The 19,711-nt window shown below is 41.3% G+C and carries 21 protein-coding genes and 1 tRNA gene; 12 read left to right on the top strand and 10 right to left on the bottom strand.

Annotated elements, in window-relative coordinates; all coding sequences use genetic code 11:
* Nucleotides 1-75: 75 nt before the first annotated feature.
* From ACE1CA_RS10575 to ACE1CA_RS10565, 3 genes are all read right to left on the bottom strand, one after another.
* Nucleotides 76-657, bottom strand: coding sequence for an L-threonylcarbamoyladenylate synthase (locus tag ACE1CA_RS10575; RefSeq protein ID WP_413279020.1), 582 nt, complete (start codon nucleotides 655-657; stop codon nucleotides 76-78).
* A gap of 102 nt (nucleotides 658-759) precedes the next feature.
* On the bottom strand, nucleotides 760-1,764 hold the full coding sequence (locus tag ACE1CA_RS10570) for a N5-glutamine methyltransferase family protein (RefSeq protein WP_413279019.1): 1,005 nt from the start codon (nucleotides 1,762-1,764) through the stop codon (nucleotides 760-762).
* Nucleotides 1,765-1,831: 67 nt separating this feature from the next.
* Nucleotides 1,832-2,713: a Tic22 family protein gene (locus tag ACE1CA_RS10565; RefSeq protein ID WP_413279018.1), complete on the bottom strand. Its 882-nt coding sequence runs from the start codon at nucleotides 2,711-2,713 to the stop codon at nucleotides 1,832-1,834.
* Nucleotides 2,714-2,988: 275 nt separating this feature from the next.
* Here ACE1CA_RS10565 and ACE1CA_RS10560 point away from each other — a divergent pair, with 275 nt between their 5' ends.
* Nucleotides 2,989-4,284 (top strand): ABC transporter substrate-binding protein, encoded by a 1,296-nt coding sequence (locus tag ACE1CA_RS10560; RefSeq protein ID WP_413279017.1) that lies wholly within the window; start codon nucleotides 2,989-2,991, stop codon nucleotides 4,282-4,284.
* Between the two features lie 23 nt (nucleotides 4,285-4,307).
* Here the strand turns inward: ACE1CA_RS10560 and ACE1CA_RS10555 are convergent.
* Both ACE1CA_RS10555 and ACE1CA_RS10550 read right to left on the bottom strand, forming a co-directional pair.
* Nucleotides 4,308-4,381, bottom strand: a tRNA-Pro gene (locus tag ACE1CA_RS10555).
* 153 nt (nucleotides 4,382-4,534) lie between these two features.
* On the bottom strand, nucleotides 4,535-5,062 hold the full coding sequence (locus tag ACE1CA_RS10550; protein ID WP_413279016.1) for a GNAT family N-acetyltransferase: 528 nt from the start codon (nucleotides 5,060-5,062) through the stop codon (nucleotides 4,535-4,537).
* Between the two features lie 403 nt (nucleotides 5,063-5,465).
* Here ACE1CA_RS10550 and ACE1CA_RS10545 point away from each other — a divergent pair, with 403 nt between their 5' ends.
* From ACE1CA_RS10545 to ACE1CA_RS10535, 3 genes are all read left to right on the top strand, one after another.
* Nucleotides 5,466-6,185, top strand: a complete 720-nt coding sequence (locus ACE1CA_RS10545; protein WP_073593282.1) for a hypothetical protein — start codon at nucleotides 5,466-5,468, stop codon at nucleotides 6,183-6,185.
* A gap of 246 nt (nucleotides 6,186-6,431) precedes the next feature.
* Nucleotides 6,432-7,334: an alpha/beta fold hydrolase gene (locus ACE1CA_RS10540; RefSeq protein ID WP_413279015.1), complete on the top strand. Its 903-nt coding sequence runs from the start codon at nucleotides 6,432-6,434 to the stop codon at nucleotides 7,332-7,334.
* A gap of 63 nt (nucleotides 7,335-7,397) precedes the next feature.
* Entirely contained in the window at nucleotides 7,398-8,072 is a 675-nt protein-coding gene (locus ACE1CA_RS10535) for a Uma2 family endonuclease (protein WP_413279014.1), read from the top strand.
* Nucleotides 8,073-8,106: 34 nt separating this feature from the next.
* On the opposite strand, the gene ACE1CA_RS10530 is transcribed toward ACE1CA_RS10535, so the two are convergent.
* Nucleotides 8,107-8,736 (bottom strand): Uma2 family endonuclease, encoded by a 630-nt coding sequence (locus tag ACE1CA_RS10530; protein WP_413279013.1) that lies wholly within the window; start codon nucleotides 8,734-8,736, stop codon nucleotides 8,107-8,109.
* 169 nt (nucleotides 8,737-8,905) lie between these two features.
* Complete coding sequence (tsaD, locus tag ACE1CA_RS10525) at nucleotides 8,906-9,946, bottom strand: tRNA (adenosine(37)-N6)-threonylcarbamoyltransferase complex transferase subunit TsaD (protein WP_413279012.1); 1,041 nt, start codon at nucleotides 9,944-9,946, stop codon at nucleotides 8,906-8,908.
* A 271-nt stretch (nucleotides 9,947-10,217) separates the two neighbouring features.
* Here tsaD and ACE1CA_RS10520 point away from each other — a divergent pair, with 271 nt between their 5' ends.
* From ACE1CA_RS10520 to ACE1CA_RS10495, 6 genes are all read left to right on the top strand, one after another.
* On the top strand, nucleotides 10,218-10,715 hold the full coding sequence (locus tag ACE1CA_RS10520; RefSeq protein WP_413279011.1) for a Photosystem I reaction center subunit III: 498 nt from the start codon (nucleotides 10,218-10,220) through the stop codon (nucleotides 10,713-10,715).
* A 38-nt stretch (nucleotides 10,716-10,753) separates the two neighbouring features.
* Entirely contained in the window at nucleotides 10,754-10,882 is a 129-nt protein-coding gene (gene psaJ, locus ACE1CA_RS10515) for a photosystem I reaction center subunit IX (protein WP_413279010.1), read from the top strand.
* Nucleotides 10,883-11,081: 199 nt separating this feature from the next.
* The gene (locus ACE1CA_RS10510; RefSeq protein WP_413279009.1) at nucleotides 11,082-11,213 is read left to right on the top strand and encodes a photosystem I reaction center subunit IX; all 132 of its coding nucleotides are present in this window, start codon (nucleotides 11,082-11,084) and stop codon (nucleotides 11,211-11,213) included.
* 222 nt (nucleotides 11,214-11,435) lie between these two features.
* Nucleotides 11,436-11,972 (top strand): photosystem I reaction center subunit XI, encoded by a 537-nt coding sequence (locus ACE1CA_RS10505; RefSeq protein ID WP_413279008.1) that lies wholly within the window; start codon nucleotides 11,436-11,438, stop codon nucleotides 11,970-11,972.
* A gap of 135 nt (nucleotides 11,973-12,107) precedes the next feature.
* Nucleotides 12,108-12,875 (top strand): Uma2 family endonuclease, encoded by a 768-nt coding sequence (locus ACE1CA_RS10500; RefSeq protein ID WP_413279033.1) that lies wholly within the window; start codon nucleotides 12,108-12,110, stop codon nucleotides 12,873-12,875.
* Between the two features lie 202 nt (nucleotides 12,876-13,077).
* Nucleotides 13,078-13,647 carry a Uma2 family endonuclease gene (locus ACE1CA_RS10495; RefSeq protein ID WP_413279007.1) on the top strand — a complete coding sequence of 190 codons (570 nt, stop codon included), beginning with the start codon at nucleotides 13,078-13,080 and terminating at the stop codon, nucleotides 13,645-13,647.
* Between the two features lie 67 nt (nucleotides 13,648-13,714).
* Here ACE1CA_RS10495 and gmk read toward each other — a convergent pair whose 3' ends face one another.
* Nucleotides 13,715-14,272: a guanylate kinase gene (gene gmk, locus ACE1CA_RS10490; RefSeq protein ID WP_413279006.1), complete on the bottom strand. Its 558-nt coding sequence runs from the start codon at nucleotides 14,270-14,272 to the stop codon at nucleotides 13,715-13,717.
* Nucleotides 14,273-14,431: 159 nt separating this feature from the next.
* The gene (gene remA / locus ACE1CA_RS10485) at nucleotides 14,432-14,698 is read right to left on the bottom strand and encodes an extracellular matrix/biofilm regulator RemA (protein ID WP_413279005.1); all 267 of its coding nucleotides are present in this window, start codon (nucleotides 14,696-14,698) and stop codon (nucleotides 14,432-14,434) included.
* 437 nt (nucleotides 14,699-15,135) lie between these two features.
* On the opposite strand from remA, the gene ACE1CA_RS10480 reads away from it, so the two are divergent.
* Both ACE1CA_RS10480 and ACE1CA_RS10475 read left to right on the top strand, forming a co-directional pair.
* Complete coding sequence (locus tag ACE1CA_RS10480) at nucleotides 15,136-15,840, top strand: PEP-CTERM sorting domain-containing protein (protein ID WP_413279004.1); 705 nt, start codon at nucleotides 15,136-15,138, stop codon at nucleotides 15,838-15,840.
* A 119-nt stretch (nucleotides 15,841-15,959) separates the two neighbouring features.
* The gene (locus tag ACE1CA_RS10475; protein ID WP_413279003.1) at nucleotides 15,960-17,681 is read left to right on the top strand and encodes an Rqc2 family fibronectin-binding protein; all 1,722 of its coding nucleotides are present in this window, start codon (nucleotides 15,960-15,962) and stop codon (nucleotides 17,679-17,681) included.
* Between the two features lie 232 nt (nucleotides 17,682-17,913).
* Here the strand turns inward: ACE1CA_RS10475 and ACE1CA_RS10470 are convergent, their stop codons facing one another.
* Entirely contained in the window at nucleotides 17,914-19,635 is a 1,722-nt protein-coding gene (locus ACE1CA_RS10470) for an iron uptake porin (protein ID WP_459563645.1), read from the bottom strand.
* Nucleotides 19,636-19,711: the final 76 nt, after the last annotated feature.

Raw genomic sequence — 19,711 nt, 5'->3', positions numbered from 1 at the left:
CTCAACCAAGGGGAAATAATTTACCCGTTGCCAAAAATTTAAGAAAACTGTCTAAGCTTTTTACCTTCAGCCTTCTTAAACTAATTTAATTGCTCCTTGGCGGAGAATTTGCCAACCATTATTTGTCCATTTGGCAACTGTGGAAGGAATCCCACCAGCCTGATTCTTCAATTCTTCCTCCAATAATAGAGTCAGTACATCAGGAAATTGTGCGTCAATTTCTGCCATAGTTTCTAGTGGTGGCTGACTAGACAAATTAGCGCTTGTAGTGGCTAGAGGGCCTGTTTGCGCTAGTATTCGGCGAGCGATACTGCTATTGGGCACCCTTATACCAATAGTAGTCGGATTTAGGGGATTTACCTCGATCGGTACTTTATCAGAGGCAGGTAATACTAAAGTTAACGCACCAGGCCAATATCGATCGGCAACTTCTTGCCAAATGGGAAATTCTGGTATATTAGTGATACAAAAAGGCCAAAGTTCCTCAGCAGTTGCCGCCATCAAAATCAATGGTTTATCTTGACTCCTCTGTTTAACTTCAAAGATAGAATGAGAATTTTTTGGGTTAGCAGCTAATGCTGGTACAGTATCTGTAGGAAAGCTGACTACAGAACCAGATTTTGCTCCCGCTACTAAGGCATCTAGGGAAACTCTCATTTCTAATAAGTTATTAACTAATTGGTTAATACCATGTTTCTATTTTGCCAAATTTCCCAACAATAATACTCTATTTTGGTATGTTTATATAAATATACTTTATTACTTTAAACAATAAGCGAGAACGAAGCGATCGATCCCTGACAAATCAGCGAATACTTGAATATCATAGTAACTGCCTCGCTCTTGTAACAAGTCTACTACTGCCTCAGTTTGTCCCGCCATAGTTTCTATCAACCAAATCCCACCAGGAAGTAAATATTCTGGCGCTTCTGCTACCAACAACCGGATACAATCCAATCCATCATTACCACCATCAAGAGCTAAATGTGGTTCATGATTTGCCACTTCCGGTTGTAAAATTGGCACGATATTACTAGGAATATAAGGGGGATTTGATATCATGCCAGCTAGTTTACCTTTTAACTCTTTTAAAGGTGCGAACCAAGAGCCATGATAGAAACGAATTCTTGATGAAAATCCCAAACGTTGAGCATTTTCTTGAGCAATCTTTAAAGCTTCTATACTTCGATCGACTGCATGAATTATCGCATGAGGAAAAGCATCTGCTAAAGCAATTGCGATCGCACCACTCCCCGTGCCCAAATCTGCCCAATGTGGTGGGGACTGGGGACTAGGGACTGGGGATTGGGGACTGGGAGAGTCTTCAGTTGTTTCCCCATCTCCCCATCCCCCCATCTCCCCATCTCCCCATCCCCCCATCTCCCCATCTCCCCACCTCCGCTGCGCTGCTTCTACTGCCAAATCAATTAAAATTTCGGTTTCTGGGCGGGGAATTAAAACTGCGGGAGAAACTATTAAAGAGAAGTTTCGCCAAGGAGTAATTCCCGTAATATATTGTACTGGTAATCTTTCTTGGAGTCGCTTTTGCCACAATTCATTTAGTTTTTTTAGAGGTATAGTTAGGGGGATTTGCGATCGATCTTTAAACAACTCCAACCGCAAAGATAAAGTATCTAATCCTGCCACTTCCTGCAAAATCCAATCCACTTCCATTGGCGAAACATCAGCAAACTTTGCCTCATTAATTGCCGCAATTCGCCACTGCCAAAGTTCCAATCCAGAAACAACTTCTTCTTGATACATTTCTCAATCACTAACTAAATTTAGACCCCCAACTTCTGCAAAAAGTCAGGGATCTGAGCAACATAAATTACTTCCGTTGCTGATTATTAGCCGGAGTATTTGTAGGACGAGATTGATTATTTTGTTGCTGGGTTTGTTGTGGAGTTCTTGTTGGTGCAGCTTGATTTCCTGATGCCGGACGATTTTGATTATTTTGCTGCATCTCAGTTAACAAACTTCGCAATAACTCCCGTGATTCCTTAGCTGGAATTAACTCAATTCTACCCAACCATTCATCTTTACGATTCTTCCAAGCATCTATCACTCCTTCCAAAGGTACAACATCTATTTGCAGAGTGGATGCCAAATCAGGTTGTTGTTTTTTAATTCTTTCTGCTTCCGCTTGGATTTCTTCTTTACTAAAAAAGAAAGGAATAATCTGTTGATCTCCTCGTTGAGCAGCTAAATAACTTTTATTAGGGCCAGCACTAAGGACAAACAAAGGTACGCCATTAAATTCATTTACATTTTGTCCGCTTTGCCGCAACACTGTCAAAGCTGAATCAAGTTGTTGTTGAGTAGGTACATAAGCAAAATTTAGTGCCTCTGGCTTATTTTTATTTGCTTCTTCCAGCTGATAAATTTCTGCTAAAGACCTGGGGACAACCTGCATACTATTTGCTAGTTGGGGATTTTCAGTTTTGATCTTTTCTAAAAAAGCCTGAGCATCCTTTTGACTGAGGAAAATTCCCGCAACTTTCGCTGTGCTATTTTGCTGCTGATTGCGAACTTCTCGAATTAAAGTCTGACCACTTTCATTATTAATGGTAAAAACTAATACAGGTGCTAACTTTTGCAAAATTTGTTCTTGAGTAAGAGCCAGTACCTGTAAAGTACCAATAACCAGAGAGCTTAGTAATGTACCACCAACAATAGCCAGAGATGCGCCTTTGCGAAAAATTGATTTCATATACTTCTCCTAAAAGAATCTCAGAACGAAAAAGTTACACCTTCGGATACCTGACTAAGTATCGTATCTTATAGTTTTCTTGGCGCAATCTGCCACCAGTTTGTTTATCGCACAATATTAATTAACTTCCCCTTTGTCAATAGAACATTTGAAGATATTACAGCATTTCATAGTTTGAATTGTACTGATTCTGACTAGGCTGTAAAGAAAAGAGTTCCATTGAGAGAGTGAAGTTGACTAAGTTGTTAGTATTGCAGGAATTAAAGAAAAATTATATGAATCAGCCAAATAAAACACAACTACAGTTTACCAGAGTAGCAAAGTTGCTAGGTTGCGGCAAAGCCATAGCTCTAATTTTACTTGCTGCTGCTTGTCAAAATAACGCTTCTTCGGGTTCGGGACTCAAAATTGGCACTCTCCTGCCGATAACGGGAGATTTAGCTCAATTTGGCACTTCTATGCAGGATAGCGCTAATCTGTTAGTGAAAAGAGTGAATGAATGTAGTGGCGTTTTAGGTCAACCAGTACAATTAATTTCGGAAAATGACCAAACTAATCCTGCTGCTGGTGCTGCTGCTATGACTAAGTTAGCAGAGGTCGATCGCGTTGGCGGAGTAGTCGGTGCTGCTGGAACTAGTGTTTCTAGTGCTGCTGTGGATATTGCAGTACGAAATCAGGTAGTTCAAATCTCTCCTTCTACCACTGGCCCCATTTTTACAGAAAGAGCGAAAAAAGGTGATTTTCAGGGTTTTTGGTTCCGTACTGCGCCACCAGATAACTTTCAAGGTCAAGCTTTAGCTAAGTTAGCACAGGCTAGGGGTTTTAAAACTGTTTCGGTTTTGGCGCTCAATAATGACTATGGTAGAGGTTTGGTAAATGCTTTTACTTCTGCTTTTACGTCTTTGGGTGGCAAAGTTTTAAATCAGGCAAAACCTACTTACTATCCCCCGGATGCTTCTAGTTTTGAATCAGAGGTAGCGGCAGCTTTTCGAGGAAATCCCGATGCGGTTTTATTAGTTGCTTACCCGGAAACTGGGAGTTTAATCTTAAAAGCTGCTTATCAGCAAGGTTTGTTAGGGAAAAAAACCCAAGTCATGCTGACTGATGGGATGAAAGATTTGAAGATTGCTCAATTGGTGGGCAAAAATTCCCAAGGGGCGTATATTACTACTGGGATGATTGGTACTGCGGCTAGTGCTGGGGGTGTGGCGTTAAAACAGTTTAACGATCGCTACAAAACCGCTTACAATAGTCAACCTGTAGTCTATAGCCCTAACACTTGGGATGCCGCAGCCGTGCTAGTATTAGCCGCAGAAGCCGCCAAATCAACTTCTGGTAGAACCATTAAAGACAAAATTCGGGAAGTAGCTAATCCCCCAGGACAGAAAGTTTCTGATGTTTGCCAAGCACTTTCCCTGATTCGCCAAGGTAAAAAGATCGACTATCAAGGTGCTAGTGGTAATTTAGATTTTGATTCCCAAGGGGATGTGATGGGGAACTATGATATTTGGACGATCGATAAAAATGGACAGCTGAAAGTTGTTAGTACTATCAGTGTCCGGGGTTCTTAAAAGGAGTTACTTGAATTATGCGATCGGGATGAGAGGATTTGAACCTCCGGCATCCTGCTCCCAAAGCAGGCGCGCTACCAAGCTGCGCTACATCCCGGTTAGCAACTTTTTTAGTATACCATTTTCCTAGAAATTTGCTACACATTATCTTGGTGGCAGATGTGGTCATTTCGGGGACGCTGCTGCCAGGTCGATCGCATTCAGGCGAGAATGGTATGAGGAGCTAATTTAGTAGCCTTTCGGTTCGGAGTTAATTGGGATACCAAAACATCCCTTTAATGCCTTCCGGGTCGGAAATAAAACCTAAACCATGATAGAAATCGACCACATGAGGATCGGCAAATAAAGTAATGTTGCTAATATCCTCACTGCGGAGTTTTTTAATCATGTACTTCATCAGTGCTTTGCCGAGACCTTTGCCTTGAAAATCAGGGTGCACTACTACATCCCAGATAGTGGCATTAAAGGCGTGGTCAGATGTAGCTCTAGCAAAACCAATCAGGCGCTTGCGGTTGCCTTTGACTTCCCACATGGAACCCACAAGGAAACTATGTTGAAGAGCCTTTTTGACCTTTCGCAGGGGACGGCGGGACCATCCCACTGCATCGCAGAGTTCTTCTAATTCGTACAAATCAATGTCCCGATCGGTAGAAAAAAATATGCGACCATTACGGTTAGGCGAATCTCCTGTACCTGCGATCGGATATTCTTCTACTTGTTTGCCCCCAGTTGAAGAGGCATTGTCAAAATCGCTAAACCAGCTTTTCCAAAAACCCATGCAGCCGTGGTTATCGTAATAAAAGGAAGTTGGGTAGGCATACTATTGCAAGAAGGCAGAAGGCAGAAGGCAGAAGGCAGAAGGCAGAAGGCAGAAGGCAAAAATCCTTTTATCCCCTTGTCATCTTGTCTCCCCTGCTCCCTGCTTCCCTACCACCCTGCACTAGTTAGTATATCTTTACGTATCCCCCTAGTGTTTGACCTAATTGCGGGATTTAGTCGATGAGTAGGGAAATTTCTCCAAAAATCAACTCATCTGCAATTTTGACTCACTTAGGTGGTAAGTAGTCTTTGGGAGAGGTAGTGGGTCAAACTATTGCCGAGAAATCCCATCGCCTTGAAACATAAAAACAGTTGAACACTAACCAGACTTTGAATCTGGTTTGCTATTGTAATTGCCCATGATGGCCCAGGGTTTAAAATCGTCCACTCTAGAACTTCTAAAACGGTTCAATCGATCGTTCCCGCAATTTTACGAACAGTTTGTCAGTAGCGAGAGTCAATTGCAAAACTTAAGGTTAGCTTATCGACTCTTCAAAACCAAGCGGGCGGTCATTGAAATGAAACCGGAAGGCAATAAAAGTGCCCTCTACTTTGCCTACCGAAATCAATCATTTCTGTTGAGCGACATTTTCGGCGTACTAGCTGCTTATGGCTTAACTATCCATAGCCTCAGTCTGTACGGTCAAATTCGCCCTCCGATGCTGGTGTTTATTAAATTAGTTGTTTCTCGTGGTAGCAAGGCTTTAACAGAGAAAACCTCTGAAAATGTCTGTCGCGCTATTCGGGAAGCACTAGGCGGACGCTTTGAAGTTGAGGAAATGCTGGCGGTGGAATTCAATCTCGATGCTGGCTTAGAACAGGTAGAAACTGATTTCCACGTTGACCAAGTATTTCATTTACCAGCGCTGTTAATTGAAGCGGATAACCAGCCGGGATTGTTTTACAAGGTAATGTATGCGATTTGGCAAGAAGATTTGTTGGTGATTAGCGCCAATCTATTGGTATGGCGGGGACGTACTCGCTTAATACTTTACCTTTTAGGCCCCAATGAAAGCTTGATTCCCGAATATCTGGGACAAAAAATTGCCGAAAGCGTCAAGCTGAGGTTGATGGGTCGTTAATTCCTGCGGTTGATTTGAGATTAAGTTATTTTTGTGACACTCTCGTTGGAAAACCATCAATCACCTAGAAAGGGTGCAGATAACTACCAATGAAATTTTGCTTATTAAACTAAATGGAGGAAAGTAGGACAAAATTGAGTAAATTATTACTTATGGTTGCCAATTAAAGGCAGAACTGGGAAGCGGTCAAACTTCCTCTAAGTTCAGGATGAGCCAGGTAGTTCATCTTCGGGATAGGATCTATGTATGGCAAGCATCAACATCCTGGGTACAACACACGCTTATGAGTTGACGACTCCTACTGCTAGGAGTGAGGTTTTGGTATTCGTTCATGGTTGGTTGTTGAGTCGTCGCTATTGGCATCCTGTAATCGAGCAGTTGGCATCAAGTTATCAGTGCCTTTGTTATGATTTGCGGGGGTTTGGTGATTCCCAAATTGGTGAGAAAGGTCAAATTGAGGTAGATTGTCTGGAAAAGTTGTTGGTTGAAGAAAATACTAACACTGGTGTTTATACTCCGGCTGTCTATGCTAAAGAGTTAGGTTTTTTACTTAAGGAATTAAATATTTCTAATGCTTGGTTGGTTGGTCATTCGCTGGGTGGTACGATCGCACTCTGGGCAGCAGAACAGTTTCCTGAGTCCGTCAAGGGTGTTATTTGTGTCAACGCTGGCGGTGGTATTTATCTCAAGGAAGCTTTTGAGCAATTTCGTTCTGTAGGTCAACAGTTAGTCAAGTTTCGTCCGCGAATTCTCCGCTATTTACCTGGGATTGATTGTATTTTTGCTCGTGATAGTGTGGCACGTCCGGTGCCGCGTTCTTGGGGTCGTCAAAGAGTGATAGATTTTGTCATGGCGCACCCAGAAGCAGCTTTAGGAACTTTACTAGATTCAACGACGGAAGCAGAAGTTAATGTTCTACCAAAAATAGTTTCTCAACTTAAGCAACCTGTTTATTTTATTGCTGGTACTAATGACAAGGTAATGGAACCAAAATATGTGAACCATTTAGCTAGTTTTCATCCTTTATTTGAATGCTGTGGAAATAATGTAATTGAAATTCCTAATTGCGGACATTTGGCAATGATAGAACAGCCGAATGTGGTGGCGAAAGAAATTAGGAGTATTCTGACTCGGTATGAAAGTGAGTGAGCTAATATAAGAAATATTACTGCGATCGCGTAGCGTTGCGTAGCAAATCGCATCATAGCAACTATGGTTAATCAACTGCAATCGACAAATCAAACCGAAATTATTTATCCCGACTCTGACGGAAAGCCAATGGCTAATAATACAGAACAATTCGATTGGATTGTCGTTATTAAGCAAAATTTAGAATGGCTGTTTGCTGCTGATGAAAATGTATTTGTAGCAGGGGATTTATTTTGGTATCCGGTAGAGGGAAAATCCAATATTGTGAATGCTCCTGATGTAATGGTAGTATTGGGTAGACCCAAGGGAAAACGCCTTTCTTATAAACAGTGGGAAGAAGAAAATATTCCTCCGCAAGTAGTCTTTGAAATTCTATCTCCTAGCAATTCTCGTGAGGAAATGGAAGGGAAATTACTATTTTACGATCGTCACGGAGTAGAAGAATATTATATTTACCATCCCGATCGCAATGAGTTGCGCGTTTGGTTACAGGGAGAAGATGGATTAGAAGCAATATCTTTAACCGCTAGTTGGGTGAGTCCAAGGTTAGGTATTCGTTTCGATTTATCGGGTGATAAATTACAGATTTATCGTCCAAATGGTGAAGCATTTGCAACTTATTTAGATATTGAAAGACGCTTGGAAAAAGCAGAAGAAGCTTTACAGCAGGAAAGACGCAAGTCACAACTTTTAGCAGAACGCTTGCGGGAAATGGGAATCAATCCAGATGAATTATAGCGGGTTGCAACTCTTTTATCTCCAAGCAAAGCGATTACCGAAGCAAAATATCATCTAGGCGAATTTGTAAGTTTTTTAGCAGAGGAGAAACGATACGGCTAACGCCACGCTGCGCGATCGCTTCACCTAGACGAAATTGTTGTTGAATGTAATCCTCTTCTATTAGTTGGCAAATCGTAACAGTTGGTTGTTTGGGTTTACCAATAAAAGCTACGCCTCCCAAGCCTAAATAATCCACAATCCAATATTCAGGAATCCCAAAAAGAGCATATTCTTCAACTTTTCGAGCGTAATCTGTTTCCCAGTTGGTACTCACAACTTCTACTACTATTTTGATCGATCGCCCCAAAGTAATCACAGGTTCTCTCTGCCATAAAGGTTCATTACTCAGAGCAGTTTCATCTAAGACAACAATATCAGGACGACGGGCAGTAGCGACATCTGCGAAAGGACGAATTAAACAACTACGAGGAATAAACCAAGGGAGTTTTTCTGCTGTTATGGCAATCCCAATTTGAGTTGCTAGTTTACCGCTAACGGTTTCGTGAAGTCCCGTTGGTTCCATGTCCACTAACTCTCCGTCAGCGAGTTCGTAGCGAGGGTTATCACCATATTGAGCGAGAAATGTTTCAAAGGTTAAGGCTTTTTGCGTAGTGTAAATCATTGTTGATTGTTAATTATTAAGAGGCTAATTACTATAGATCCCCCCTGGCCTTATAAAGGGGGGAACAAGATTCAAAGTCCCCCTTTGTAAGGGGGATTTAGGGGGATCAAAAACGCTTAAACTCATAACTAGCAATTTTAAGTTACTAAGCTACTCCTGCCCCCCTGCTTCACGAATAAAGCTGCATGACTTGGGTGAGGGGAAGGCGCGATCGCACTCCCAAGCTCAAACTCGAAACATGACCCCGATTTAAATGATCGGCAGATGCACAACCGATCATTGCGGCATTGTCAGTACAAAATTTCATCGGGGGAAACATCACTTGTAAATTATGGGCAGCTGCTGCTTCTTGTAAGTGCTTCCGCAGTCCACTGTTCGCTGCTACTCCTCCGCCTACGGCAATAGTGTTTAGTCCATAGTCAAGGGCGCAGGCGATCGCTCTTTTCGTCAAAGCTTTGGCTACTGTATCCTGAAAACTAGCCGCAATGTCCTTGACTGGCAGCGAATGCCCTTCCTGCTCTAATCTTTGAGTTAACCGCAATACCGCAGTTTTTAACCCACTAAAACTAGAATCGTAAGGGTGAAAACCGCCATTTGGTAAAGAAATTTTGCCTTCTGGTAAAGGGAAAGCATTAGGATTGCCTTCTTTTGCCAATTTGTCGATTATTGGCCCCCCAGGATAACCTAATGCCAACAATCGGGCCACTTTATCAAACGCTTCCCCTGCTGCATCGTCGCGAGTTTCGCCTAATGTTTCATAAACTCCACAATCTTTAACATAAATTAAACTTGTGTGACCCCCGGAAACTAGCAGACAAAGGAAAGGTGGCTGTAAATCCGGGGAACTGAGGTAAGAGGCGTAAATATGCCCTTCTAAGTGATGTGTGCCTAAAAATGGCTTTTGATGCAGGATAGCGAGGGTTTTAGCCGCACTTAACCCGACTAATAAAGCGCCGACTAATCCAGGGGCGCAGGTAGCAGCAATGCCGTCAATCTCCGACCAGTTCGCACCTGCTTGTTGAAAAGCTTGGGCAATCCCTTGGTTAATGGTTTCTACGTGCTGACGGGAGGCGACTTCTGGGACAACGCCGCCGTATTGTTGGTGGACGGGGATTTGCGAGGCGATGATACTGCTGTAGACTTGTCGATCGCGCACGATCGCCACCGCAGTTTCATCACAACTGGTTTCTATTGCTAAAATTGTCGCCATTGCTTGCTCTAAGATAATTTTTGAGAACTAGTACTTCATCAGAGAGACGATCGAACAACGCAAAACAGGTAAAAAGCTTGCCTATAAAACCCTTCTTCCCTTCTGCCTGCTGAAACTAGTTTGAGAAACTTTAACTTTTGTTCACTTCAACTTTACTAAAAATACCAAGCAAGAGTATTATTTCTTCCTAGTTCAGCGTTTTCGACTGTACAAATTATCTCGGCTTTTTGTACAACAAACTTATTGTTTTGTAACAAAAGGAAATAATCCAATGCGACGCTTGTTCGCTTTACTTCTCGTAATCAGCCTTTGGTTCAGCTTTGCTCCTGCTGCTTCCGCTGCGGAATCTTCTGTATTAGTGCCTTGCAAGGATTCTCCAGCTTTCCAACAACGCTATAAAGATGCTCGTCCGACAACTGCCGATCCCGAATCTGGGAAAAAGCGTCTCGATCGCTATTCCGAAGCACTCTGCGGTCCAGAAGGACTACCACATCTAATCGTAGATGGTAACTTAGCCCATGCTGGCGACTTCTTAATCCCCAGTATTCTGTTTCTCTACATAGCTGGTTGGATTGGCTGGGTTGGTCGTGCCTATCTCCAAGCTATTAAAAACGATAAATCTCCCGAAGAAAAAGAGATCATCATCGATGTACCGCTGGCTATTTCCAAAATGCTCACAGGCCCATTATGGCCCTTGTTGGCATTAAAAGAATTGACTAGTGGTGAATTAGTAGCTGACGACAGTAAGATCCCTGTTTCACCTCGCTAACTTAGTTGTTTGCTCTGAAAATCTTGGAGGATTTTTTCATGCAATATTTCCTAAAATATCTGTCCACTGCGCCTGTTTTGGCAACAATTTGGCTGGTTATCACTGCGGGTATTTTGATTGAATTTAACCGCTTTTTCCCTGACTTGCTATTCCATCCCATGCCATAAAATATACCTTTTGGTATAGTTTTTAGATGGTTCGTTTATACCTACAGGAGTATGTTGGTTGCCGCTTTTAGCACTAGCATTAAGTAGAACTGGCAACACGCTCCGACAATTTTATCTGATGTTTAAAACTCGCGATCGTTTACAGACGTTGGTGTAGCGTTAAGTAAACAATCGCGAGTTTATTGTTTCTAACCTGGGGATGATTTTTAAATTGACAGCTTATCTTTCTCTGGCACCTGTTCTGTTGTTTGTTTTGCTATCAGTACAGGCAGTAATTTTGATTGTGTTTAACTACTATTTCCCGGACTTATTGTTTCATCCAATGCCATAAAAGAGCTTGTTCAATTCAGTTTTGCAATGCCCAAATCCCCGACTTGTCGAACAAGTCGGGGATTTAGATATCTTTTGGTTAAGCGTATTTTGTATTTTTCAATTACTAAGGTTTATGACTTTTGAGGGATTTTTCATTAGCACAGTTTTATAAAGTTAAGTAAAGAGATTTTTGTTTTGCTCAAAGCATCATCTTGGTAATTTTTTGGCTGAAAATAGAAATATGCAAACGATAGATCGATCGATTAATCAAACAAAAGACAGACCCAGAGATCCCAGAGATCGTGAATTTGTTCACCCAGCTTTTGACGACCCTCAAATAGGTAATTTAGAAACTCCAATAAATGCTTCGGCTTTTACCAAAGCTTTCATTAACAATTTACCAGTTTATCGTCAAGGATTATCACCAATTCGCCGGGGTTTAGAAGTAGGAATGGCTCATGGTTATTGGTTAATTGGCCCCTTTGCCAAATTAGGGCCATTACGTGATTCAGACATTCCTAATTTAGCTGGATTAATTTCTACAGTTGGGTTGTTGGCAATTTCGACGATCGCCATTTCCCTTTATGCTAGTAGCAATCCCCCCAATCCCACTGTAACTGTCACCACACCCAGACCACCACAAGTATTTAATACTTCTGAAGGTTGGAACGAATATGGTAGTGGTTTTCTAATTGGTGGAATTGGCGGCGCTTTGCTTGCTTATGCACTACTAGCTTTAGATTTACCTCATTTCATCAGCACTTACCTCTTCCAATAAATTAGCAAATAGCTAATTTATTCTCTTTCGTAGTAACGACTTCAGTCGCTTACCCGACTAAAGTCGTTACTACGAACTTTATTAAGCAGAAATTATATAATTTAAGCAATGAGAATTTTTACCAAAAATGATATTATGACTTTAGGAATTGACCAAACAGCAATAAATACCGCACTTCCTGACCATACGCAATTACCAGAGTCAGATGGTACTTTTGTGAAGAATTTTCAGGAGCATCCCCAAAGCATTCTGTTAAGCGATTCTATAGAATTAGTATTGCAAAATCTGCATCCTGATGGGCAATATTGTATTGGACAAGATTGTGGAATTTATTGGCGTTTAACTGAACCACCTGAAAGAGGCGCAGAAGCACCAGACTGGTTTTATGTACCCAATGTACCGCCAATGTTAAACGGTCAATTTCGCCGTTCTTATGTATTGTGGCAAGAATTAATTCCGCCATTTATAGTTTTAGAATTTGTCTCAGGAAATGGTTTTGAAGAACGCGATCGAACTCCGTTATTTCGCGTAGGAGAAGGCGAAAAACCTGGAAAATTTTGGATTTATGAACAAATCATCCGTCCAGCATTTTACGGAATTTATGAAGTTAACCGCGCCAGTGTGGAAGTATATTGTTTGGTAGCGGGAGAGTATCAGTTATTGCCAGCAAATGAAAGAGGACATTTTCCAATTTCATCTTTAGGTGTAGAGTTAGGAATTTGGCAAGGTAGGTATCAAAATGCAGAAGCGCCTTGGTTACGTTGGTGGGATGATCGAGGGAATTTATTATTAACGGGATGGGAGAGGGCGGAACAAACTCAATTGGAATTACAACAAGAGCAACAAAAAGTTGAAAGGTTAATGGCACAATTGAGAGCACAGGGAATTGAGCCGGAAGTGTGAGAGCAAGTCCCATCTAAACTTAATCAGAGTATAATTGATTGTTAACGCGATCGCGTTTTCTGCCACTACTCAATGAATAATTTAAAATAATTAGCTATAAATAAAAAAAGAAAATTGCCGATTAATAACATTATTAGAAATTGAGGGTATTAGCAAAACTACTTTGTCGGTGAAGTCAGCACAACAATTGCAGGAGCAAATTATGAGCCAAACTAGGGAGGGAGTGCGCTGGACAGTTTACGATGTAGAAGTGCTACCTGAAAATGAGTGGAGGCGCTATGAAATTATTGATGGAGAACTATTTGTGACTCGCTCTCCTCATCGCCGACATCAACAAGTTTGCGTTAAAATATCTCGACCTCTGGATGCCTGGTCAGATTTAAGCGGTTTAGGAGAAACAATTATTGCACCCGGTATAATTTTTTCAGAAGTGGATAGCGTAATACCAGATGTTGTTTGGGTAAGTAAAGAAAGACTAATTCAAATTGAAGATGAAGCAGGACATTTGACTGGAGCACCAGAATTAGTAGTTGAAGTTTTATCCCCAGGTAAAGAGAACGATCGCCGGGATAAAGAAGCAAAACTTAAACTATATTCAGAACGAGGAGTGCAAGAGTATTGGATCGTCGATCGCTTTACGCAGCAAGTTGAAGTTTATCGACGAGAAAAAGCACGATTAGTATTAGTAGCAACTTTGTTCGCTGGCGATCGAATCAGTTCGCCACTTTTACCAGGATTTAGTTGTTTAGTTAGTTGCTTTTTTCCTCAATAAAGAGAGTTTATGGCAAATTTTGCTTGAAAGTAGAGAAATTCGCCAAAAACTGTCTTGAGAAATTACATTAGCACGGCACAAAAAGTGCTGCTTCCAGATTCGCAAAAGCTTTTTCCAAGTCATCATTAACAATTTGAATATCAAACTCATTAGCAGCGTTAATCTCCTCTTGGGCACGGCGCAAACGTTTGGCGATCGCTTCTTCTGATTCTGTTCCTCGATGGCGAATTCTTTGCTCTAATTCCCGTAGTGAAGGAGGTAAAATAAAAAACTGCAAAGCTTGGGGAAAAGTTCGGCGAATTTGTCTGGCACCTTCGAGTTCAATTTCTAAAATTACCCACTTGCCCTGAGAAATCAGGTCTTCTACTTGTAAGCGAGGTGTACCATAATAATTACCCGCAAATTCTGCCCATTCCAGCAATTCGTCGTCTGCTACCATTTGCTGAAACTTTTCCACATTAACGAAATAATAATCTATTCCGTTGATTTCCCCCGGACGAGGTGGACGGGTAGTTACGGAGGTAGAAAGTACCAATTCTGGATGCTGCGTTAGGAGTTTTCGCAGCAAGGTACCTTTGCCAACTCCACTTGGCCCTGTAAAAATAATCAGTTTGCCTGCTTCCATAAGATTGATTTTAGATTTGAGATTTTAGATTTTAAATTGTCATTTGTAATTTGTCATTGGTTATTACTTAAGAATTTTTTGGTAGTTACTAATGATTCTTTCAGCCTTTGACTAGATGAGCAATCAAAATCTAAAATTTCAAATCAGAAACTGACCAGCTTAGTGTTCGTTAGCCGTAGCCTCTTTGCTAAGGACAAAGCGATTAGCGACTGTTTCCGGTTGAATGGCGGAAAGAATTACATGGCTGGAGTCAGTAATAATTACTGCTCTGGTGCGTCTTCCGTAGGTTGCATCAATCAGTTGCCCTCTATCTCTGGCATCTGTGATGATGCGTTTAATAGGAGCGGATTCTGGACTGACAATGGCGACTACTCGACTTGCAGAGACGATGTTCCCAAAACCAATGTTGATCAGCTGAATATCCATGACAGATTGACGGCCTAGCAGTATGAGGAGCTTTTACGATTATATTTCCATGATAAATCCAAAAATATGGAGTTACAAGGCTAAAAACCAAGAAAACAATTGTTTTTAGTTTTTCTTCCGGTTTTTTCACCTTTTTCGGACTTTGACTTCTGTCTAAAGGTATAGAACCGAAAAACTATTATTAACTTATAATTCAAAAAACTTAAAGAATAGGCGATTTAATAATAGCTACATTTAGCCTTTAGAATTGAGTTTTAATAAATAAATCGATAAGTTAAAGTTTTAATACAAATATTCACAATGCTCTGGGCAGAAAGAGAAGTGTTAGTTTAGTTTAGATTCAAGGTTAGTGAAGTACCTAGAGAAGCTGGAATTTTAATATTAATTGTCTTTCAGGCATCTTACCAAATAAATTTGCGAAGTGGGAATTAATAACAATGATTAACTTACGTAGTGCATTTTTTACTTTTACAGTAGTTAGTTTCGGGGTAATTTCTGTACCTACAGTGGCTAATGCTTTTACTTTAGTCGATCGCACTGGTTTTACAGATACAGAATTTGAAAACCTGCGGACAACGGGACAATTTAGCGAATTGTTCGTTGCCGAAAGTCGCATTGGTAACGCTAGTTTAGACCCCACAGAACGGGAATTTGGGATTAATGATACCATCGGTGTGCCTGTTGCTGAAGGTCAGTTTGCTTGGGGAAACAATCAATCAGTGAATTTTAAACTGGAATACACGGGAAGTTTGGTTAATTATACTGTTGGCAGTAGAACGATCGCTAGTAGTACTTTTAGTGGCCCAGTGACGGATATTTTTCTCCGTACTAAATCGGTTGTTGATAGCACTATGGTACTGAGTAATCTGGTTTTTGAGGGTTTGGGAATTAGCAATCTCTCCTCTTCTGGCGATGATGTAGATTATCTACAAATCAGTAATATAACTACTCCCTTTACTCTTACTGGTAGTTCATTGATGAGTTGGACGGGTGCTCCACCAGTGCGTTCTAATTTGGCATATCAAATTAAGGTTGGTACTACTGCACCAATGGAAAGTGTACCTGAACCTGCTACTTTAGGTGGGTTGCTGGCAGCTGGTGTTCTGTCAGTTGGGTTGAAGAAAAAACAAAAAGTTGCTTAATAAGTTAGCTGTTTAGTAATTTTTCTTGGGTAAGGTGGGGTAATCTCACCTTAATTTTTTGTAATAATGTCTGGGATCTGAGAAGATAAAAGATAGGTATTGAAGAAGAATTAGCTGTTTTGCAACCCGTTGATTTTACTACACTGACAGCTGCTTGTGAGGAATTAAGGGCTGGCTGGCTACCTTCGCGCTTGGAACAAGTATATCAGCGCGATCGCTTCACCATATCTATTGCTCTCCGCACTCTCAAAGGTCGAGGTTGGTTAGATATTTCTTGGCATCCCCAAGCGGCTAGACTCTGCATTGCTGCGCCACCACCCAAAACACCCGATACATTTACTTTTAGTCAACAGTTACGTCATCAACTTGGGGGTTTAGCTTTAATCGCAGTTGCGGAAATCGCACCTTGGGAAAGGGTGTTAGATTTTCAGTTTGGCAAACGTCCGGGAGAACCTGCACTTTGGCATCTTTATGCAGAAATTATGAGTAAGTACAGCAATGTCATTTTGACTGATGCTGACAATATTATTATTACTGCGGCGCACCAAGTCAACGAAAAACAGTCAAGTGTTCGTCCGATTTTGACTGGACAACGTTACGAAGTACCACCTTTGCTTTCTGACCCGATTCCTAATTTAAGCGAATCTCAACAGCGGTGGCAAGAACGAGTGAGTTTAGTACCGGGAAAATTAGGACGTTGTTTGCTGAAAAGTTACCGGGGTTTGAGTTCGGCGTTGGTGCAGTCGATGGTACAAGCTGCTGGTCTTGACTTCGATCGATCTACTGATACTTTAACTCAATCGGATTGGCTGAGTTTGTTTCACAAGTGGCAGGAATGGTTGGTAGTTTTGGAAAAAAGAGACTCGACTTTTATTCCTGGGTGGACTCAACAGGGGTATACTGTGTTGGGTTGGGATGTGGTTGAGCCTGCGAAAGATGTTCATAGTTTGCTCGATCGCTACTACACTAATCAACTAAACCAGCAAGAATTTACTCAACTTCGCCATCAATTAACTCAAAAACTAAATAGTATTTTGGGAAAACTACGGCAAAAGGCGCAAGGTTTTGAGCAAAGATTGCAGCAGTCCGACACAGCCGATCGATACCGTCAACAAGCTGATTTACTGATGGCACATCTGCATGAATGGCAACCAGGAATGAAGTCGATTATATTAGCAGATTTTGACACTGGCGAACCTGTAAAAATTGAGTTAGAACCCGAAAAAAATGCCGTACAAAATGCTCAAGCTCTTTATAAAGTACACCAAAAACTTAAACGTGCCAGGAATGCAGTTGCACCACTATTAGCTGAAGTCAAAGCAGAGATTTATTACCTGGAACAGATAGAAGCGGCTTTAGCACAAACTGAGTTTTATAGTAGTACAGAAGATCTGCAAACTTTAACGGAAATTCGGGAAGAATTGATTCAACAAAAGTATCTGGAAGACCCAGAATATCGTGTTGCTACTAAAGCCGAGTCAGAGTCGCATCCTTACCGATTTGAGACTCCTAGCGGTTTTGAACTGTTAGTTGGACGGAATAACCGCCAAAACGATTATCTCACATTTCGGTTAGCAGGTGATTACGATCTTTGGTTCCATACTCAAGAAATTGCTGGTAGTCATGTTTTAATGCGTTTAGAACCGGGAACGGTGGCTGAGGAAGCGGATTTACAGTATGCTGCTGACTTGGCTGCTTACTATAGTCGTTCTCGACAGAGCGATCGCGTTCCGGTAGTCTACACTGAACCCAAACACATTTATAAACCCAAAGGAGCAAAACCGGGCGTAGCGATCTATAAGCAAGAAAGGATTATCTGGGGTCGTCCACAATTAAGGTAGTGTAACTACGACAAAATTCAGGAGAACTACCGAGAACAAAAATCTACCTTTTGTAATATTATAGTTATTAAGAAAGTTTACCTTCTGCACGCATGGGAACGCGCAGTTGGGATTTCTTCTATAGAACAACAACACATTATTAAATATTAGACCAGGCTTTTAAAGTTCTGGTCTTTTACCCTTAAGTTTTCAAATTCCCGACTTCTTGAAGAAGTCGGGGATCTAGGTAGCCTTAGAATGTAAAAGTGGTGCGGATTGTACCAATAACAATGTCGCTGTTGTTGCTATTATGATCGGGAGCAGTTAACCAAATTACTCCGGGGGTAATGGAAATATTATCGGTTAACTGAAATTGGTAAAAGGCTTCGATGTGAAAAGAAACATCATCATTATCACCACCTAAGCCAGCACGAAGTAAATCTCTGGAAAGGCGAGAACTCGCATCTGCTATTGGTTCTACACCAACTATTATTCCTCCCAAACTTCCTGGTTTTAACAAATCAGGAAAAGCTAAGGTAATTGCTCCATAATAAATGTTTAAACTACCTCGGTTAATTTCTCCTTCTAATGTGGAAAGGGTGCGAGTATTTATGTAGCCACCCCAACCACCAATGACAAATCCGGGATTAATCTGCCAGGAAAAGCCAGCACCGTAAGCATTACTAGAAATGGGTAAGTTGTTGTCATTTTCAAAAGGTTGGAAGGCTTCTAAGGTCGATCGCAAATTCGCCAACCGACTACCAGTAAGTAGACTATTATTGTAGGAGTGGGCGTAAGTTAAACCAAATTTGAAACTTTCACTTGGTTTAAATGTTAATTGGGCTAACGCACCATAAGGCCCATTAAATAAACCTTCGCCTTGTCTAGGAGAAAAAGCTGTACCTGAGTCGGCGCGATACCCTAAACTAACTTCTATACTATCGGTGAATTTGTGTCTAATTCCAATCCCTGTACCTTCAGCAAGGTAATAAATTGCTGGGCGAGTACCAAAGCGAGACAATGCACCACTGCCACCATCACCGTCGAAGTAAGGATTTAGTGTATCGGCAAAGCCATCTGCACCGCTGGCATTAGCAGAAATGATTACTTCTGTGCTTTCACCAATGGGAAAAGTGTAAGACAATTCATCTAAGGCTAGGCTATTATCTGCGGTTTCATAAGGGCTAGCACCAAAGAATAAATCCCCTTCTGGTGTATTAGTGATACTAGAAAAAGCTGGTAAATTACCTGCTTGAAGCCTAGTTAAAAGTGTATCTTTTCCTGTGAAACTAGTAACAAAATTCAGTCGAGCACGATAGCCAAAAATGGGGTTTCTGTCTAATCTGTTTCCAAAAGCATCGTCTCCGGCAAAAATAGAAGCGGGGGCAAAAATCACTTCTCCTTCTAGTTTTGTGGTGGTGGAAAATTGCTGTGCTTCTACTTTGGTGACTCTGGCTTCTAAGTTATCTACTCTACCTCGTAAATTCGCAATTTCGACAGCGAATTCTTCTTGCAATCTTCGCAATCGGTCTAAATCTTCTTTACTTACTCCTTGGGGTAATGTGGCAATTAATTCTTGAATTCTATCCAAACAACTGTTCAATCCAGCGGCAAATTCGTAACGAGTCATAGCTCGATTGCCACGATATGTTCGATCGGGATATCCTTCAATACAACCATATCTTTCCACTAAGGATTGTAATGCTTGAAATGCCCAATCTGTTGGTTGTACGTCGCGCAGTTGGGAAACGGATGTTACTTGTTCTAAGCTGTTTTCTGCGGATGGATTTTCGTTTGTGTATTGGTTGATTTGTTCTAAGGTTGTTTGGGCAAGTTTGGTTTGGGAATTGCTGTTTTCTGGGGTGGTTGGGGGGGTGGTGGCGATCGCACCTGCACCTGCGGATAAAGCCAGACTTGCACTTGCACTAAGCACAGCCGATCCCTTTAGGAATTTATTGCAGAATATTTTCAACATAACTCTTCTTATCCTCACACCAAATTTAATCAAGATCCAAGTATTATAAAGCTTTTTCTGGAAAATACAAGTCTTT

This window comes from Floridaenema evergladense BLCC-F167, assembly GCF_041929205.2.
GTDB classification, from domain to species: domain Bacteria; phylum Cyanobacteriota; class Cyanobacteriia; order Cyanobacteriales; family Aerosakkonemataceae; genus Floridanema; species Floridanema evergladense.
The sequence above is the reverse complement of the archived record's forward strand: the minus strand, read 5'-3'. Positions and strand labels throughout refer to the sequence as shown.

Bases quoted from the DNA above. Each gene is read 5' to 3' on its own strand.
- ACE1CA_RS10560 (WP_413279017.1), top strand. From the start codon at position 2,989: ATGAATCAGCCAAATAAAACACAACTACAGTTTACCAGAGTAGCAAAG.
- ACE1CA_RS10550 (WP_413279016.1), bottom strand. From the start codon at position 5,062: ATGGGTTTTTGGAAAAGCTGGTTTAGCGATTTTGACAATGCCTCTTCA.
- tsaD (WP_413279012.1), bottom strand. From the start codon at position 9,946: ATGGCGACAATTTTAGCAATAGAAACCAGTTGTGATGAAACTGCGGTG.
- ACE1CA_RS10540 (WP_413279015.1), top strand. From the start codon at position 6,432: ATGGCAAGCATCAACATCCTGGGTACAACACACGCTTATGAGTTGACG.
- ACE1CA_RS10530 (WP_413279013.1), bottom strand. From the start codon at position 8,736: ATGATTTACACTACGCAAAAAGCCTTAACCTTTGAAACATTTCTCGCT.
- remA (WP_413279005.1), bottom strand. From the start codon at position 14,698: ATGGATATTCAGCTGATCAACATTGGTTTTGGGAACATCGTCTCTGCA.
- ACE1CA_RS10495 (WP_413279007.1), top strand. From the start codon at position 13,078: ATGAGCCAAACTAGGGAGGGAGTGCGCTGGACAGTTTACGATGTAGAA.
- psaJ (WP_413279010.1), top strand. From the start codon at position 10,754: ATGCAATATTTCCTAAAATATCTGTCCACTGCGCCTGTTTTGGCAACA.
- ACE1CA_RS10545 (WP_073593282.1), top strand. From the start codon at position 5,466: ATGGCCCAGGGTTTAAAATCGTCCACTCTAGAACTTCTAAAACGGTTC.
- ACE1CA_RS10505 (WP_413279008.1), top strand. From the start codon at position 11,436: ATGCAAACGATAGATCGATCGATTAATCAAACAAAAGACAGACCCAGA.
- ACE1CA_RS10520 (WP_413279011.1), top strand. From the start codon at position 10,218: ATGCGACGCTTGTTCGCTTTACTTCTCGTAATCAGCCTTTGGTTCAGC.
- ACE1CA_RS10480 (WP_413279004.1), top strand. From the start codon at position 15,136: ATGATTAACTTACGTAGTGCATTTTTTACTTTTACAGTAGTTAGTTTC.
- ACE1CA_RS10500 (WP_413279033.1), top strand. From the start codon at position 12,108: ATGACTTTAGGAATTGACCAAACAGCAATAAATACCGCACTTCCTGAC.
- ACE1CA_RS10510 (WP_413279009.1), top strand. From the start codon at position 11,082: ATGATTTTTAAATTGACAGCTTATCTTTCTCTGGCACCTGTTCTGTTG.
- ACE1CA_RS10575 (WP_413279020.1), bottom strand. From the start codon at position 657: ATGAGAGTTTCCCTAGATGCCTTAGTAGCGGGAGCAAAATCTGGTTCT.
- gmk (WP_413279006.1), bottom strand. From the start codon at position 14,272: ATGGAAGCAGGCAAACTGATTATTTTTACAGGGCCAAGTGGAGTTGGC.
- ACE1CA_RS10470 (WP_459563645.1), bottom strand. From the start codon at position 19,635: ATGTTGAAAATATTCTGCAATAAATTCCTAAAGGGATCGGCTGTGCTT.
- ACE1CA_RS10535 (WP_413279014.1), top strand. From the start codon at position 7,398: ATGGTTAATCAACTGCAATCGACAAATCAAACCGAAATTATTTATCCC.
- ACE1CA_RS10570 (WP_413279019.1), bottom strand. From the start codon at position 1,764: ATGTATCAAGAAGAAGTTGTTTCTGGATTGGAACTTTGGCAGTGGCGA.
- ACE1CA_RS10565 (WP_413279018.1), bottom strand. From the start codon at position 2,713: ATGAAATCAATTTTTCGCAAAGGCGCATCTCTGGCTATTGTTGGTGGT.